Origin of the sequence: Pseudomonas sp. KD5, assembly GCF_012932895.1 — a bacterium.
Taxonomy (GTDB): Bacteria; Pseudomonadota; Gammaproteobacteria; order Pseudomonadales; family Pseudomonadaceae; genus Aquipseudomonas.
In genome coordinates, this window is sequence record NZ_JDWJ01000013.1 from 62542 (window position 1) to 76718 (window position 14177).

15 protein-coding genes are annotated in these 14177 nt (G+C 61.7%); all 15 read left to right on the top strand.

The genetic code is table 11. From position 1 onward, the window contains the following. Window positions 1–22: 22 nt before the first annotated feature. On the top strand, window positions 23–811 hold the full coding sequence (locus AF70_RS25310; protein ID WP_019582251.1) for an ABC transporter ATP-binding protein: 789 nt from the start codon (window positions 23–25) through the stop codon (window positions 809–811). Then, a complete protein-coding gene (locus AF70_RS25315; RefSeq protein ID WP_028940143.1) occupies window positions 808–1755 on the top strand; it encodes an ABC transporter substrate-binding protein in 948 nt (315 codons plus the stop codon). The genes AF70_RS25310 and AF70_RS25315 overlap by 4 nt, the downstream gene beginning before the upstream one ends. Further along, complete coding sequence (locus AF70_RS25320) at window positions 1752–2762, top strand: iron ABC transporter permease (RefSeq protein ID WP_028940144.1); 1011 nt, start codon at window positions 1752–1754, stop codon at window positions 2760–2762. The genes AF70_RS25315 and AF70_RS25320 overlap by 4 nt, the downstream gene beginning before the upstream one ends. A gap of 404 nt (window positions 2763–3166) precedes the next feature. Then, window positions 3167–3529: a DUF6124 family protein gene (locus AF70_RS25325; protein WP_019582248.1), complete on the top strand. Its 363-nt coding sequence runs from the start codon at window positions 3167–3169 to the stop codon at window positions 3527–3529. Window positions 3530–3952: 423 nt separating this feature from the next. Further along, window positions 3953–5218, top strand: a complete 1266-nt coding sequence (urtA, locus tag AF70_RS25330; protein ID WP_007937152.1) for an urea ABC transporter substrate-binding protein — start codon at window positions 3953–3955, stop codon at window positions 5216–5218. A gap of 190 nt (window positions 5219–5408) precedes the next feature. Then, window positions 5409–6911, top strand: a complete 1503-nt coding sequence (gene urtB, locus AF70_RS25335; RefSeq protein ID WP_028940145.1) for an urea ABC transporter permease subunit UrtB — start codon at window positions 5409–5411, stop codon at window positions 6909–6911. After that, the gene (gene urtC / locus AF70_RS25340; protein ID WP_019582245.1) at window positions 6911–7990 is read left to right on the top strand and encodes an urea ABC transporter permease subunit UrtC; all 1080 of its coding nucleotides are present in this window, start codon (window positions 6911–6913) and stop codon (window positions 7988–7990) included. The genes urtB and urtC overlap by 1 nt, the downstream gene beginning before the upstream one ends. Then, entirely contained in the window at window positions 7987–8856 is an 870-nt protein-coding gene (urtD, locus tag AF70_RS25345; protein ID WP_028940146.1) for an urea ABC transporter ATP-binding protein UrtD, read from the top strand. The genes urtC and urtD overlap by 4 nt, the downstream gene beginning before the upstream one ends. 57 nt (window positions 8857–8913) lie before the next feature. Beyond that, window positions 8914–9612 (top strand): urea ABC transporter ATP-binding subunit UrtE, encoded by a 699-nt coding sequence (urtE, locus tag AF70_RS25350; protein ID WP_019582243.1) that lies wholly within the window; start codon window positions 8914–8916, stop codon window positions 9610–9612. Window positions 9613–9643: 31 nt separating this feature from the next. Further along, complete coding sequence (locus AF70_RS25355; RefSeq protein ID WP_028940147.1) at window positions 9644–10483, top strand: urease accessory protein UreD; 840 nt, start codon at window positions 9644–9646, stop codon at window positions 10481–10483. Between the two features lie 48 nt (window positions 10484–10531). Beyond that, on the top strand, window positions 10532–10834 hold the full coding sequence (ureA, locus tag AF70_RS25360) for an urease subunit gamma (protein ID WP_007937143.1): 303 nt from the start codon (window positions 10532–10534) through the stop codon (window positions 10832–10834). Window positions 10835–10843: 9 nt separating this feature from the next. Further along, window positions 10844–11377, top strand: a complete 534-nt coding sequence (locus AF70_RS25365) for a GNAT family N-acetyltransferase (protein ID WP_018928451.1) — start codon at window positions 10844–10846, stop codon at window positions 11375–11377. A gap of 6 nt (window positions 11378–11383) precedes the next feature. Further along, window positions 11384–11917: a GNAT family N-acetyltransferase gene (locus tag AF70_RS25370; protein WP_019582241.1), complete on the top strand. Its 534-nt coding sequence runs from the start codon at window positions 11384–11386 to the stop codon at window positions 11915–11917. Next, complete coding sequence (locus AF70_RS25375) at window positions 11917–12222, top strand: urease subunit beta (protein ID WP_019582240.1); 306 nt, start codon at window positions 11917–11919, stop codon at window positions 12220–12222. Before AF70_RS25370 ends, AF70_RS25375 begins: the two co-directional genes overlap by 1 nt. A 143-nt stretch (window positions 12223–12365) precedes the next feature. After that, complete coding sequence (gene ureC, locus AF70_RS25380; protein ID WP_019582239.1) at window positions 12366–14066, top strand: urease subunit alpha; 1701 nt, start codon at window positions 12366–12368, stop codon at window positions 14064–14066. Window positions 14067–14177: the final 111 nt, after the last annotated feature.

A 14177-nucleotide genomic window follows, 5' to 3' on the forward strand; every position in this document is an offset into this window, starting at 1 on the left:
TTGAACGATCATCAGGAATGAAATGACCTCGCTGAACCTCACCAACCTCGCCTGGACACCCCTGGGCCACGGCCACTGCCATCACCAGTTCCAGCTGCGTGACGCCTCCTTGCACGTGGCTGCCGGTGAGTTCGTCGGGTTGATCGGCCCTAACGGCAGCGGCAAGACCAGCCTGCTGCGGTGCGCCTATCGCTTCAGCAAACCCGAGAGTGGCGAGGTCAAGCTCGACCATCACAACGTCTGGAAGCAATCCTCACGCTGGTGCGCGCAACGCATCGCGGTGGTGTTGCAGGAATTTCCCGACGCCTTCGGTCTGACCGTCGATGAAGTGGTCGCCATGGGCCGCACACCGCACAAAGGTCTGTTCGATGGCGACACTCTCGAAGACCGGAAGCTCGCAACCCAAGCCCTCGAATCGGTCGGCCTCAAGGGCTTCGAAGACCACGCCTTCGCCACCCTGTCCGGCGGTGAAAAGCAGCGCGTGATCCTCGCCCGCGCCCTGGCCCAGCAACCGCAATTGCTGATCCTCGATGAGCCGACCAACCACCTCGACCCGCGCTATCAACTGGAACTGCTGCAGCTGGTCAAACGCCTGCAGATCGGCACGCTGGCGAGCATCCACGACCTCAATCTGGCGGCGGCCTTCTGCGATCGGCTCTACGTGATCCATCACGGTCGCATCGTCGCCAGTGGCACCCCCAAAGAAGTCCTGACCACACACCTTTTGCACAACGTGTTCGGCGTCGACGCTCTGATCGATGACCATCCCTTGCACGGCTACCCACGAATCACCTGGATAACCCAACCATGACATTGCGTTCCCTGCTTTGCGTCGCGTTGTTGCTGGGCAGTGCCCATGCCTTCGCCGAGGCCACGAAATACCCGCTGACTGTCCAGAGTTGCAACCGCGAAGTGACCTTCAAGCAAGCGCCGAAACACGCGGTCAGCCACGACATCAACATGACCCAGATGATGCTCGCCCTCGGTCTCAAACCCAGGATGGCCGGCTACAGCGGCGTGACCGGATGGAAATCGGTGACGCCCCAAATGCAGACCATCCTCGACGGTTTACCGGAACTGGCGGCCAAGTACCCGTCGGTGGAAACCCTGCTCAACGCCAACGTCGATTTCTTCTTCGCCGGTTGGGATTACGGCATGCGCGTCGGTGGTGACCTCACGCCGCAAACCCTGCAACCGCTGGGGATCAACGTCTACGAACTCACCGAGTCCTGCGCGTTCGTGATGAAGCGCCCACCCGCGAGCCTGGAAGACACCTACAACGACCTGCGCAACCTCGGCAAAATCTTCGACGTGCAAGACCGCGCCAACGCTGTGATCGCCCAGATGCAGGCGCAAGTCGCCGAGGTGCGCCAGGATCTGCCAGCGGACAAGCCTCGGGTATTTCTCTACGACAGCGGTGAAGACCGGGCCATGACCTCCGGACGCCTGGGCATGCCGCAGGCGCTGATTGACGCGGCCGGCGGGCGCAACATTCTCGACGACGTCGAGGCGAGCTGGACCCGGGTCAACTGGGAGAACGTGGTCGAGCGCAATCCGCAGGTGATCGTGATCGTCGACTACGGCGAAGTCACCGCTGAACAGAAGGAGCAGTTTTTACTGAACAACCAGGCCCTGCAATCGGTGGACGCGATCAAGAACCAGCGCTTCATCGTCATTCCTTACGTGCAGGCCACGCCGGGGATCGACAACGTGCTGGCGGTCGAAACCCTGGCCAAGGGTTTCCACGGCGAATGATCGACCGTCGCTATGCCTTGTTGCTGATCGGCCTCGGCGTGCTGTTGCTGATGTCGTGTGTGGTATCGCTGGGCTTCGGCCCGGCGCGGGTACCGGTGGAGGTGGTGTGGCAAATTCTGCTGCACAAGGCCTTCGGTCTTGGCGAGCAGAGCTGGACGGCCGGGCAGGAACACATCGTCTGGCTGATCCGCGTGCCGCGCATGTTGCTCGGCGCGCTGGTGGGCGCCGGCCTGGCGTTGATCGGCGCGGTGCTGCAAGCGGTGACGCGCAATCCATTGGCTGATCCGCACTTGTTGGGCGTGACCTCCGGCGCGACCCTCGGCGCGGTGATTGTGGTGCTGCATGTCGGTGAGATCGTCGGCCTGCTGAGCTTGCCCATCGCGGCGTTTATCGGCGCGCTGCTGAGCATGTTGGTCGTGCTGGTGATCGCCAACCGTCATGGGCGGCTGGACAGTGATCGGCTGCTGCTGTGCGGTGTCGCGGTGTCGTTCGTGATGATGGCGATTGCCAACCTGCTGCTGTTTCTCGGTGACCATCGCGCCAGTTCGGCGGTGATGTTCTGGATGCTCGGTGGCCTCGGGCTGGCGCGTTGGGAATTGCTCGCCGTGCCCGCCGCGAGTGTGTTGCTCGGGTTGGTGTTGTTGCTGGGCATGGCCCGGCCGTTGAATGCGTTGATGGCCGGTGAACAGACCGCCGTGACCCTGGGCCTCAATGCCCGCACCGTGCGGCTGCGGGTGTTTTTGATTGCCTCATTGATGACCGGGGTGTTGGTGTCCATCAGCGGCTCGATTGGTTTTGTCGGGTTGATGGTGCCGCACATTGCACGACGGTTGGTGGGTGCCGAGCATCGTCGGTTGTTGCCGGTGTGCGTGTTGTTGGGCAGCCTGTTCCTGGTCTGGGTCGACGTGGCCGCACGAACCTTGATCGCCCCGGAAGACTTGCCCATCGGCGTCGCCACCGCCGCGATTGGCGGGCTGTTCTTCATCGGCCTGATGCGCCGGCGCTGACTCACCGCTCCCACAGGGTGATCATTCCCACGCTCCGCGTGGGAATGCCGCCAGGGACGCTCCGCGTTCCGCTTTTGAATGTTTAACGGATGTATCAGAACGCAGACCTTTCCCACGCATCTTTCAGGTTGTCCGTCGGAAGCGGGCTCTCTAGTCTTTGGCTGTCGCTGACAACTCAGCGATCGGGTGTGAAAAGCCCGGCAACTTATGGTCATCCAGTGTCTGTACACGCATAATCGCCGCCAGCTTATTAGCTGCCTGCAAATGCGTTATGGCGGCTGTGTGCGGGCGGACTTCGGTCCGGCCGGGTGTCCATAACCGGTCTTCTCACCTCGCACATAGCTGCCACCTCTTCCCGTGTGAGAAGCGGCAAGTGGAGGCTCCAACGCTGGAGAAATTTTTCAATGGACAAATTAATTCCTGACCCACCCTTCAACACCACCAACGCCGAAGCCTCGCGCAACGAAGAATTACTCAAGGATCGCGAAGCCATCAAACGCGCCCTCGACTATTACCTCGATCCCCCGGCGCCCTACACCGAAAAACCCCGCCGCCCCAGCACCATGTTCATCGTCGCCCCGAATATGGATACCGAAAGCCTGCTGGCCCACGCCTACGAATCGTTAGCCACGGCAAGTGTCCTGGCCAGCGACTTCGCCAACGACCTGACCGGCCCGCAGCGCTACACGGCGCTGGCGATTCAACAGAGCATCATGCTGGCGGAACTGGCGGTTAACCGGGCGCTGGATAACGTCGACCCGACATAGCCCCCCCACTCTTTGGGAACGAGCCTTTGTGGCGAGGGGGCTTGTCGGAACGCCGCATCGCCCCGTTCGGCTGCGAAGCAGTCGTAAAACCATTGCACGCGGTGCACCCGATACACCGCAGTTGCAGGTTTTGGGGCCGCTTCGCGACCCAACGGGGGCAAGCCCCCTCGCCACAGGTTTTGTATTCACAGCGCCTTTACCTTAACTGACCGGCATTGGGGCAATTCTTCGCCCCAATGTGGCGCATCTTCTCGCACCAACGCGCCAGCCCCGTCCCTTCATGGTGCGTCACCCAAACCCCGCAACCGCTCTAATACGACATTTCCTTGCCCGTCCCCGACCGGGCACAGCCCTTGCAAAACAGCCTTCAGTCGTCCGCATCTGCCAACCATAAAAAACTTTAACGTTCATGGAGATCGCACAATGAAGCGTCGCAGTTTGATCAAGGCTTTCACACTCACGGCAAGCATTGCCGCGATGGGCATGACCTGGACTGTCCAGGCCGCCGAGACCATCAAGGTCGGTATTCTGCATTCGTTGTCCGGGACCATGGCGATCTCCGAAACCTCGCTCAAAGACATGGCGTTGATGACCATCGACGAAATCAACGCCAAGGGTGGCGTGAACGGCAAGATGCTGGAACCAGTGGTCGTGGACCCGGCATCGAACTGGCCGCTGTTCGCCGAAAAGGGCCGGCAGTTGCTGACCCAGGACAAAGTGGCGGTGGTGTTCGGTTGCTGGACCTCGGTGTCGCGTAAATCGGTGCTGCCGGTGTTCGAAGAGCTCAACGGCCTGCTGTTCTACCCGGTGCAATACGAAGGCGAAGAGATGTCGCCGAACGTGTTCTACACCGGCGCCGCGCCCAACCAACAGGCGATTCCGGCAGTGGAATACCTGATGAGCGAAGAAGGTGGCAGCGCCAAGCGCTACTTCCTGCTCGGCACCGACTACGTTTACCCGCGCACCACCAACAAGATCCTGCGCTCGTTCCTGCACTCCAAAGGTGTGGCGGACAAAGACATCGAAGAGGTCTACACCCCATTCGGCCACAGCGATTACCAGACCATCGTGGCCAGCATCAAAAAATTCTCTGCCGGTGGCAAGACGGCGGTCATCTCCACCGTCAACGGCGACTCCAACGTGCCGTTCTATAAAGAGCTGGCCAACCAGGGCCTGAAAGCCACCGACGTACCGGTCGTGGCGTTCTCCGTAGGTGAAGAAGAACTGCGCGGCATCGACACCAAACCGCTGGTGGGCAACCTCGCGGCGTGGAACTACTTTGAGTCGGTGGAAAACCCGGTGAACAAGAAGTTCGTCGATGACTGGAAAGCCTACGCCAAGAAACACAACCTGCCGGGCGCCGACAAAGCGGTGACCAACGACCCGATGGAAGCCACCTACGTTGGCATCCACATGTGGGCGCAAGCCGCCGAGAAAGCCAAATCCACCGACGTCGACAAAGTCCGCGAAGCCCTGGCCGGCCAGACCTTTGCTGCACCGTCCGGCTACACCCTGACCATGGACAAGACCAACCATCACCTGCACAAGCCAGTGATGATCGGCGAGATACAGGCCGACGGTCAGTTCAACGTGGTGTGGCAGACCGAAGGGCCAATCCGCGCCCAACCGTGGAGCCCGTTCATTCCGGGTAACGACAAGAAGCCGGAGTATGCGGTGAAGAGCAACTGAGCCACTGGGGCCTGAGCATGGAGCTCAGGCCCGACACAATTCCTGTGTGAGCGGGCTTTGTGGTGAGGGGGCTTGCCCCCGTTGGGCTGCGAAGCGGCCCCAAAAAAAGGGACTACTGCGTAGTCCAGCGGGAGCAAGCTCCCTCGCCACACAGTTTGCTCCCACACTTAGTCCGCGCAAGGACACTGACATGCCCACTGCCTTTTACCGCTTGATCCTTGCCATCGCACTGTTACTGCCGATGGTCACCCACGCCGGCGACGCCGAAGACTTCGTCGCGGCCAATCCCGTGCAGCAAGCCAAGCTTCTGGAAACCTGGGCCGCGCAGCCCGATCCGGCCCGTATCGATCTGATCAACGCCCTGCAACAAGGCGAGCTGACCATCGATGGCCAACCGAAAACCCTGCGCCTGAACAATCGCCTGCGGGGTCTGATCGACACCGCTTTGGCCAGCCACCAATTGCTCGCCGCCGACGCCAAAACCCGTCTGGCCGCCGCGCAGCAATTGCAGAAAAGCGCCAAACCGGCGCAGTTGAAATTCCTCGACCAGCAACTGGCTAACGAACAAGACGAAACCGTTCACGCCGCCCTGAGCCTGGCCTTGGCCAATCTGCAACTGGTCGACAGTGACCCCGCCGTGCGCCTCGCCGCCGTGCGTTTGCTCGGCGAAACCGGCGACCCGCTGGCCCGCACCCGCCTCGAAGGCTTGCTCGAACCCGGCGTCGAAGCCGACGCCAGTGTGCACACCGCCGCCGAAACCAGCCTGGCCCAGGTCAAACGCAAACTGCTGATCGGTGAGATGCTCGGCCAGGCCTTCAGTGGCATGTCCCTGGGTTCGATTCTGCTGCTCGCGGCATTGGGCTTGGCGATCACCTTCGGCCTGCTCGGGGTGATCAACATGGCCCACGGCGAGATGTTGATGCTCGGCGCGTACTCGACGTACGTGGTGCAGCTGATGTTCCAGCGCTTCGCCCCACAAGCCATCGAGTTCTATCCGCTGATTGCGCTGCCGGTGGCGTTTTTCGTTACCGCCGCCATCGGCATGGCGCTGGAGCGCACGGTGATTCGCCACCTCTACGGCCGCCCGCTGGAAACCCTGCTCGCCACGTGGGGCATCAGCCTGATGCTGATCCAGTTGGTGCGTCTGGTGTTCGGTGCGCAGAACGTTGAAGTGGCCAACCCGGCGTGGTTGTCGGGCGGGATTCAGGTGCTGCCCAATCTTGTGCTGCCGTACAACCGCATCGTGATCATCGCGTTTGCCTTGTTTGTGGTGGTGCTGACCTGGCTGCTGTTGAACAAGACCCGCCTTGGCTTGAACGTGCGCGCCGTCACCCAGAACCGCAACATGGCGGCGTGCTGCGGGGTGCCGACCGGGCGCGTGGACATGCTCGCCTTCGGCTTAGGCTCGGGCATCGCCGGCCTCGGTGGCGTGGCGCTCAGCCAGATCGGCAACGTCGGCCCTGACCTCGGCCAGAGCTACATCATCGATTCGTTCCTGGTGGTGGTGCTCGGCGGTGTCGGTCAATTGGCCGGCAGCGTGCTGGCCGCGTTCGGCCTGGGCATTGCCAACAAGATTCTCGAACCGCAGATCGGTGCGGTACTCGGCAAGATCCTGATCCTCGCGCTGATCATTCTGTTCATCCAGAAACGTCCGCAAGGCCTCTTCGCACTGAAAGGACGGGTGATCGACTGATGAACCAGCCTCTGCTCGTTACCGCGACAAAAAAAGCCGGCCCCAAAGTCACCATCACTGTTGGCGCGGTGATTCTCGTTTTGCTACTGGCGCTGCCATTGCTGTCGTTGTTGTCGCCGGACAGTGCGTTTCATGTCTCGGCCTACACGCTGACACTGGTGGGCAAGATTCTTTGCTACGCCATCGTCGCCCTCGCCCTCGATCTGGTCTGGGGTTACGCCGGCCTCCTGTCCCTCGGTCACGGTCTGTTCTTCGCCCTCGGCGGTTATGCGATGGGCATGTACCTGATGCGCCAAGCCTCGGGTGACGGCTTGCCGGCGTTCATGACGTTCCTGTCGTGGACCGAATTGCCGTGGTACTGGACCGGCACCAGCAGCTTCCTCTGGGCCATGTGCCTGGTGGTGTTGGCGCCGGGATTGCTGGCGCTGGTGTTCGGTTTCTTCGCCTTCCGCTCGCGGATCAAGGGCGTGTATTTCTCGATCATGACCCAGGCCCTGACCTTCGCCGGGATGCTGCTGTTTTTCCGCAACGAAACCGGGTTTGGCGGCAACAACGGCTTCACCAACTTCCGCAGCATTCTCGGATTTGGCATCACGGAACCGGGGACTCGCGCGGTGTTGTTTTTCGCCACGGTACTGCTGCTGGTGGCGAGCCTGTTCATCGGCTGGCGGCTGGCGCAAAGCAAGTTCGGCCGGGTGTTGACCGCGTTGCGCGATGCCGAGAACCGCCTGATGTTTTGCGGCTACGACCCGCGCGGCTTCAAGCTGTTTGTCTGGGTGTTGAGTGCGGTGTTGTGTGGCCTGGCGGGGGCGTTGTATGTGCCGCAAGTCGGGATCATCAACCCGAGCGAAATGTCGCCGACCAACTCGATCGAAGCGGCGGTCTGGGTTGCCTTGGGGGGGCGCGGCACGCTGATCGGTCCGCTGCTGGGTGCCGGTGTGGTCAACGGGATGAAGAGCTGGTTCACCGTGGCGTTTCCGGAATACTGGCTGTTCTTCCTCGGCGCGCTGTTCATCGTCGTAACGTTGTATCTGCCTAAGGGTGTGATCGGTCTGCTGAAGAAAAGGGGTGAATCATGAGAATCACAGCGACTGCGGAATTCATGCTCGAACCGGCCTTTTTTCCACCGCAGCCCAACAAGGATGCCGGCAGCAGCCGCGATGCCATTGGCCTCGGCCAACGCGTCGGCCCCGGCCTGAATACGCGCCACGGCACCATCCTGACCCTGGAAGACATCAGCGTCAGCTTCGATGGTTTCAAGGCACTCAACAATCTGAACCTGTACATCGGCGTTGGCGAATTGCGCTGCATCATCGGCCCCAACGGCGCGGGCAAGACCACGCTGATGGACGTGATCACCGGCAAGACCCGCCCCAGTCACGGCAAGGCCTGGTTCGGTGAAACCCTGGACCTGACGCAGATGAGCGAAGTGCAAATCGCCCAGGCCGGTATCGGTCGCAAGTTCCAGAAGCCAACCGTGTTCGAAGCCCTGAGCGTGTTCGAAAACCTGGAGCTGGCGCAGAAAACCGACAAGTCGGTGTGGGCCAGCTTGCGGGCTCGCCTGAGCGGCGAACAAAGGGATCGCATCAGCGAGGTGCTGGAAACCATTCGCCTGACCAGTTCGGTCAATCGCCCGGCAGGATTGTTGTCCCATGGGCAGAAGCAGTTTCTGGAAATCGGCATGCTGCTGATGCAAGACCCGCAACTGCTGTTGCTCGACGAGCCGGTGGCGGGCATGACCGACGCCGAAACCGAATTCACCGCCGAGCTGTTCAAGCGCCTGGCCGGCAAGCATTCGCTGATGGTGGTGGAACACGACATGGGCTTCGTCGGCTCGATCGCCGACCACGTCACCGTGTTGCACCAGGGCAGCGTGCTGGCCGAAGGGTCGCTGGAGCAGGTGCAGGACAATGAGCGGGTGATCGAGGTCTACCTCGGCCGCTGATGAGCAATTGATCGATTCCGCGCTCTGCGTGGGAACGATCACAGGGGAATTTTGAAGATGCTGCAAGTCGACAAGCTGCACCAGTACTACGGCGGTAGCCACATCCTGCGGGGCCTGACGTTTGAGGTGAAGGTCGGCGAAGTCACCTGCCTGCTCGGGCGCAACGGCGTGGGCAAGACCACCTTGCTCAAATGCCTGATGGGTTTGCTGCCGGCCAAGGAGGGCGCGGTGAACTGGGAAGGTAAACCGATCACCACGTTCAAGCCGCACCAACGGGTGCATGCCGGTATCGCTTACGTGCCTCAGGGCCGGGAAATCTTCGGCCGGCTGACCGTGGAAGAAAACCTGTTGATGGGCCTGTCGCGCTTTCCGGGTTCCGAAGCCAAAGAGGTCCCGGCGTTCATCTACGAGCTGTTCCCAGTGCTGCTGCAAATGAAGCAACGGCGTGGCGGTGACTTGTCCGGCGGTCAGCAGCAACAGTTGGCAATCGGCAGGGCATTGGCCAGTCGTCCACGGCTGCTGATTCTCGATGAGCCCACCGAAGGCATCCAGCCGTCGGTGATCAAGGAAATCGGCGCAGTGATCAAAAAGCTCGCAGCCCGTGGCGACATGGCGATTTTGCTGGTGGAGCAGTTCTACGATTTCGCCGCCGAGCTGGCCGATCAGTACCTGGTGATGTCCCGGGGCGAGATCGTGCAGCAAGGTCGCGGCGAAAATATGGAAGCCGAAGGTGTGCGTGGGCTGGTTACGATCTAACCTGCAGCCTTCTGACGATAAATTAGACGATATGAATTTACCTCTCCCCACTGCGCTGTTTACCCCGAGCTGGCATGCCGAGCTGGAGCTGGGCTACGCCCGTTTCGGCGCCAGCACCCGCCCGGTGCAGCGCCGTCATCAAGGCCCGCTGCGGGTGCAGAAGCACTTGTATGCCGAAGGCCCCGAGGTGTGTCAGCACATCATCGTCCACCCGCCGGGCGGGATTGCCGGCGGTGATCGGCTGGATATATCGGCCAGCGTCGGCACGCACGCCTGGGCGCAAATCACCAGCCCCGGCGCCGCCAAGTGGTATCGCGCGGCCGGGCCGGCTTATCAGAAACTCGACTTGCGCGTTGCCGCCGGTGCTACGTTGGAGTGGCTGCCGCAAGAAACGATTATCTTCAGCGCCGCTCAGGCTGAACTCAGCACGAGCATTGATCTTGAGGGCGATGCCCGGTTGTTCTACTGGGACGTGGTAGCGCTGGGGCGTCCGGCCAGTGGCGAGCGCTTCGACCTCGGGCACTTCCAGACCCACCTGGATATCCGCCGCGACGGCCAGTTGCTCTGGCACGAACGCCAGCGCATTGCCGGGGATGACGGTTTGCTGGACTCGCCGATCGGGCTGGATGGGCAACCGGTGTTTGCGACGTTGCTGGTGACCGGAGAGATTGATAGTGAATTGCTGGAGAAGTGCCGCTCGCTGCCCAATGAGGTGCGCGGGGATCTGACGCAGCTGCCGGGGCTGCTGGTCGCCCGGTGCCTGGCCAGCGAGGCGCTGTTGGCACGGGGCTGGCTGATTGATTTATGGCGATTGCTCCGGCCTGCATTGCTCGGCCGCGAAGCCGTTCCGCCCAGAATATGGGCCACCTGAATACGCTCCTACAGAAGACTTTTTAACTGCCGATTATGGATTTCTACGATGGACCTGACCCCACGCGAAAAAGACAAGCTGCTGATCTTCACCGCCGGCCTCGTGGCCGAGCGGCGTTTGGCTCGCGGCGTGAAACTCAATTACCCGGAGGCCATGGCCTACATTTCCGCGGCGCTGCTCGAAGGCGCGCGTGACGGCCAGACCGTGGCCGAGCTGATGCACTACGGCACCACCCTGCTCAGCCGCGAACAAGTGATGGAAGGCATCCCGGAAATGATCCCGGAGATCCAGGTCGAAGCGACGTTTCCCGACGGCACCAAACTGGTCACCGTTCACCAACCGATCGCCTGAGGCTGCGCCATGACTTACCACATCCGCGATGCGCTGCACGCCGATCTGCCGGCGATCCGCGACATCTACAACGACGCGGTGCTCAATACCACGGCGATCTGGAACGAACAGGCCGTGGACCTGGGCAACCGCCAGGCCTGGTTCAGCGCGCGGCAAGCCCAGGGCTATCCGATTCTGGTGATCGTCGACGGCGACGACAACGTACTCGGCTACGCTTCATTCGGTGACTGGCGGCCGTTCGACGGGTTCCGCCACACGGTTGAGCACTCGGTGTACGTGCGCAACGACCAACGCGGCAATGGCCTCGGCCCGCAACTGATGGCAGCGCTGATCGAGCGCGCCAAAGGCTGCAACAAACACGTGATGGTCGCCGCCATCGAAAGCGGTAATAGCGCCTCGATCCGGCTGCACGATCGGGCCGGTTTTGTCGTCACCGGCCAAATGCCGCAGGTGGGTACCAAGTTCGGCCGCTGGCTAGACCTGACCTTCATGCAACTGATCCTCGATCCGGGCGCAATGCCACCCGATCCCCACAAGGAGTGATGCCCCATGAACGCCGCCCAACTGCGACGCGTCAACGTTGAAAGCTTTGCGCACTATCGTCAGGGATTGATTGATCTGCTGCTCGACGCCGTCGGCTATGGCGCCAGCGTCGGGTTCATGGCGGATCTGGACGCCACCCAGGCCCGAGCCCATTTCGATGAAGTCCAGGACAACCTGAACAAAGGCAACGTGCTGCTGTGGGTGGTGGTCAAGGACGAACAGGTGCAGGCCAGTGTGCAACTGAACCTGTGCCAGAAAGCCAATGGGCTGAACCGCGCCGAAGTGCAGAAACTGCTGGTGCGTGAACACGCCCGTCGTCGCGGCCTGGGCCAGCAGTTGATGAATGCCCTTGAGCTTACGGCCCGCCAGCACAAGCGCGGCATGCTCTACCTCGACACCGAGGCCGGCTCCCCCGCCGAAGACTTCTACAAGGCCTTGGGTTACACCCGTGCCGGCGAAATCCCGGACTACGCCTGCGACCCGAACGGGCGCTACAAACCGACCGCCCTCTACTACAAGATTCTCCAAGGAGCCCAGTGATGATTCCCGGTGAGTACCAGATCCAGCCCGGCGACATCGAGCTTAACGTGGGCCGACGCACTGTCAGCCTGACGGTGGCCAACAGCGGCGACCGGCCGATCCAGGTCGGCTCGCATTATCACTTCTTCGAAACCAACGACGCGCTGACCTTCGACCGCGCCGCCAGCCGTGGCATGCGCCTGAACATCCCCGCCGGCACCGCGGTGCGCTTCGAACCAGGGCAGAGCCGCGAGGTCGAGCTGGTGGACCTGGCCGGGCATCGCCGGGTGTTCGGGTTTGCCGGCAGGATCATGGGCGACCTGTAAGTAATGCGTTGTCCGCACCGGCCCCTTCGCGGGCAAGCCTCGCTCCTACAATTGATCGCATCCCCCTGTAGGAGCGGGGCTTGCCCGCGAATCTGTGAGCGAAGCGAACAGTCTCAAACCCAATTGAATCCCAAGGCAAGCGCATGAAAATCTCAAGACAAGCCTACGCCGACATGTTCGGCCCCACCGTCGGTGACAAGGTCCGCCTGGCCGACACCGAACTGTGGATCGAAGTGGAACAGGACTTCACCACCTACGGCGAAGAAGTGAAATTCGGCGGCGGCAAAGTCATTCGCGACGGCCAGGGCCAAAGCCAACTGCTGGCACGCGATGTCGTCGACACCCTGATCACCAACGCGCTGATCATCGACCACTGGGGCATCGTCAAGGCCGACGTCGGCCTCAAGGATGGGCGCATCGCCGCCATCGGCAAGGCCGGCAACCCGGACATCCAGCCCAACGTCACCATCGCGGTCGGCGCCAGCACTGAAGTGATCGCCGGTGAAGGCATGATCCTCACTGCCGGCGGCATTGACACCCATATCCACTTCATCTGCCCGCAGCAGATCGAAGAAGCGCTGATGAGCGGCGTCACCACCATGATCGGCGGCGGCACGGGACCGGCCACCGGCACCAACGCTACCACCTGCACGTCAGGGCCGTGGCACCTGGCGCGCATGCTCCAGGCCGCCGATGCGTTTCCGATGAACATCGGCCTCACCGGCAAGGGCAACGCCAGCCTGCCGGAACCGCTGATCGAACAGGTCAAGGCGGGCGCCATCGGCCTGAAGTTGCACGAAGACTGGGGCACCACGCCCGCGAGCATCGACAACTGCCTGAGCGTCGCTGATCAGTACGACGTGCAAGTGGCGATTCACACCGACACCCTCAACGAGTCCGGTTTTGTCGAAACCACCCTCGCCGCTTTCAAGGGCCGCACGATTCACACCTACCACACCGAAGGTGCGGGCGGCGGTCACGCGCCGGACATCATCAAGGCCTGCGGTTTCGCCAATGTGCTGCCGAGTTCCACCAACCCGACCCGGCCGTTCACCCGCAACACCATCGACGAACACCTCGATATGCTGATGGTCTGCCACCACCTGGACCCGAGCATTGCCGAAGACGTGGCCTTCGCCGAAAGCCGCATCCGCCGCGAAACCATCGCCGCCGAAGACATCCTCCACGACCTCGGCGCGTTCTCGATGATCAGCTCCGACAGCCAGGCCATGGGCCGCGTCGGCGAAGTCATCACCCGCACCTGGCAGACCGCCGACAAGATGAAAAAACAGCGCGGACCACTGCCGGGCGATGGCCAAGGCAACGACAACTTCCGCGCCAAACGCTACATCGCCAAGTACACGATCAACCCGGCGATCACCCATGGCATCAGCCATGAAGTGGGCTCGATCGAAGTCGGCAAATGGGCCGACCTGGTGCTCTGGCGCCCAGCGTTTTTCGGCGTCAAACCGACGCTCATCCTCAAGGGTGGCGCCATCGCCGCCAGCCTCATGGGCGACGCCAATGCCTCGATTCCGACGCCGCAACCGGTGCATTACCGACCGATGTTCGCCAGTTATGGCGGCTCGCTGCACGCCACCAGCCTGACCTTTATCAGCCAGGCTGCACAGGAGGCGGGTCTGCCTGAGGCGCTGGGTTTGAAGAAAAAAATCGCAGTGGTCAAAGGGTGCCGCGAGGTGCAGAAAACCGATCTGATCCACAACGACTATCTGCCGGACATTGATGTCGATCCGCAGACCTATCAGGTCAAGGCTGACGGCGTACTGCTGTGGTGCGAACCGGCGGATGTGTTGCCGATGGCCCAGCGGTATTTTCTGTTTTGATTTCCAGTCAGGCATAAAAAACCCGGCACGAAGGGCGTCAATCTTCGTGCCGGGATGGCTGTATTGTCAGGTCAATCAGTTGCTCGGTTCAACCGTAAAGGGTATCTCCAC

What these genes read in the sequence shown, in the direction of transcription:
- urtB (WP_028940145.1), top strand. Translation starts at nt 5,409, where the DNA reads ATGCCCACTGCCTTTTACCGCTTGATCCTTGCCATCGCACTGTTACTG.
- urtA (WP_007937152.1), top strand. Translation starts at nt 3,953, where the DNA reads ATGAAGCGTCGCAGTTTGATCAAGGCTTTCACACTCACGGCAAGCATT.
- AF70_RS25310 (WP_019582251.1), top strand. Translation starts at nt 23, where the DNA reads ATGACCTCGCTGAACCTCACCAACCTCGCCTGGACACCCCTGGGCCAC.
- urtC (WP_019582245.1), top strand. Translation starts at nt 6,911, where the DNA reads ATGAACCAGCCTCTGCTCGTTACCGCGACAAAAAAAGCCGGCCCCAAA.
- AF70_RS25365 (WP_018928451.1), top strand. Translation starts at nt 10,844, where the DNA reads ATGACTTACCACATCCGCGATGCGCTGCACGCCGATCTGCCGGCGATC.
- AF70_RS25325 (WP_019582248.1), top strand. Translation starts at nt 3,167, where the DNA reads ATGGACAAATTAATTCCTGACCCACCCTTCAACACCACCAACGCCGAA.
- AF70_RS25315 (WP_028940143.1), top strand. Translation starts at nt 808, where the DNA reads ATGACATTGCGTTCCCTGCTTTGCGTCGCGTTGTTGCTGGGCAGTGCC.
- urtD (WP_028940146.1), top strand. Translation starts at nt 7,987, where the DNA reads ATGAGAATCACAGCGACTGCGGAATTCATGCTCGAACCGGCCTTTTTT.
- urtE (WP_019582243.1), top strand. Translation starts at nt 8,914, where the DNA reads ATGCTGCAAGTCGACAAGCTGCACCAGTACTACGGCGGTAGCCACATC.
- AF70_RS25375 (WP_019582240.1), top strand. Translation starts at nt 11,917, where the DNA reads ATGATTCCCGGTGAGTACCAGATCCAGCCCGGCGACATCGAGCTTAAC.
- ureC (WP_019582239.1), top strand. Translation starts at nt 12,366, where the DNA reads ATGAAAATCTCAAGACAAGCCTACGCCGACATGTTCGGCCCCACCGTC.
- AF70_RS25320 (WP_028940144.1), top strand. Translation starts at nt 1,752, where the DNA reads ATGATCGACCGTCGCTATGCCTTGTTGCTGATCGGCCTCGGCGTGCTG.
- AF70_RS25370 (WP_019582241.1), top strand. Translation starts at nt 11,384, where the DNA reads ATGAACGCCGCCCAACTGCGACGCGTCAACGTTGAAAGCTTTGCGCAC.
- AF70_RS25355 (WP_028940147.1), top strand. Translation starts at nt 9,644, where the DNA reads ATGAATTTACCTCTCCCCACTGCGCTGTTTACCCCGAGCTGGCATGCC.
- ureA (WP_007937143.1), top strand. Translation starts at nt 10,532, where the DNA reads ATGGACCTGACCCCACGCGAAAAAGACAAGCTGCTGATCTTCACCGCC.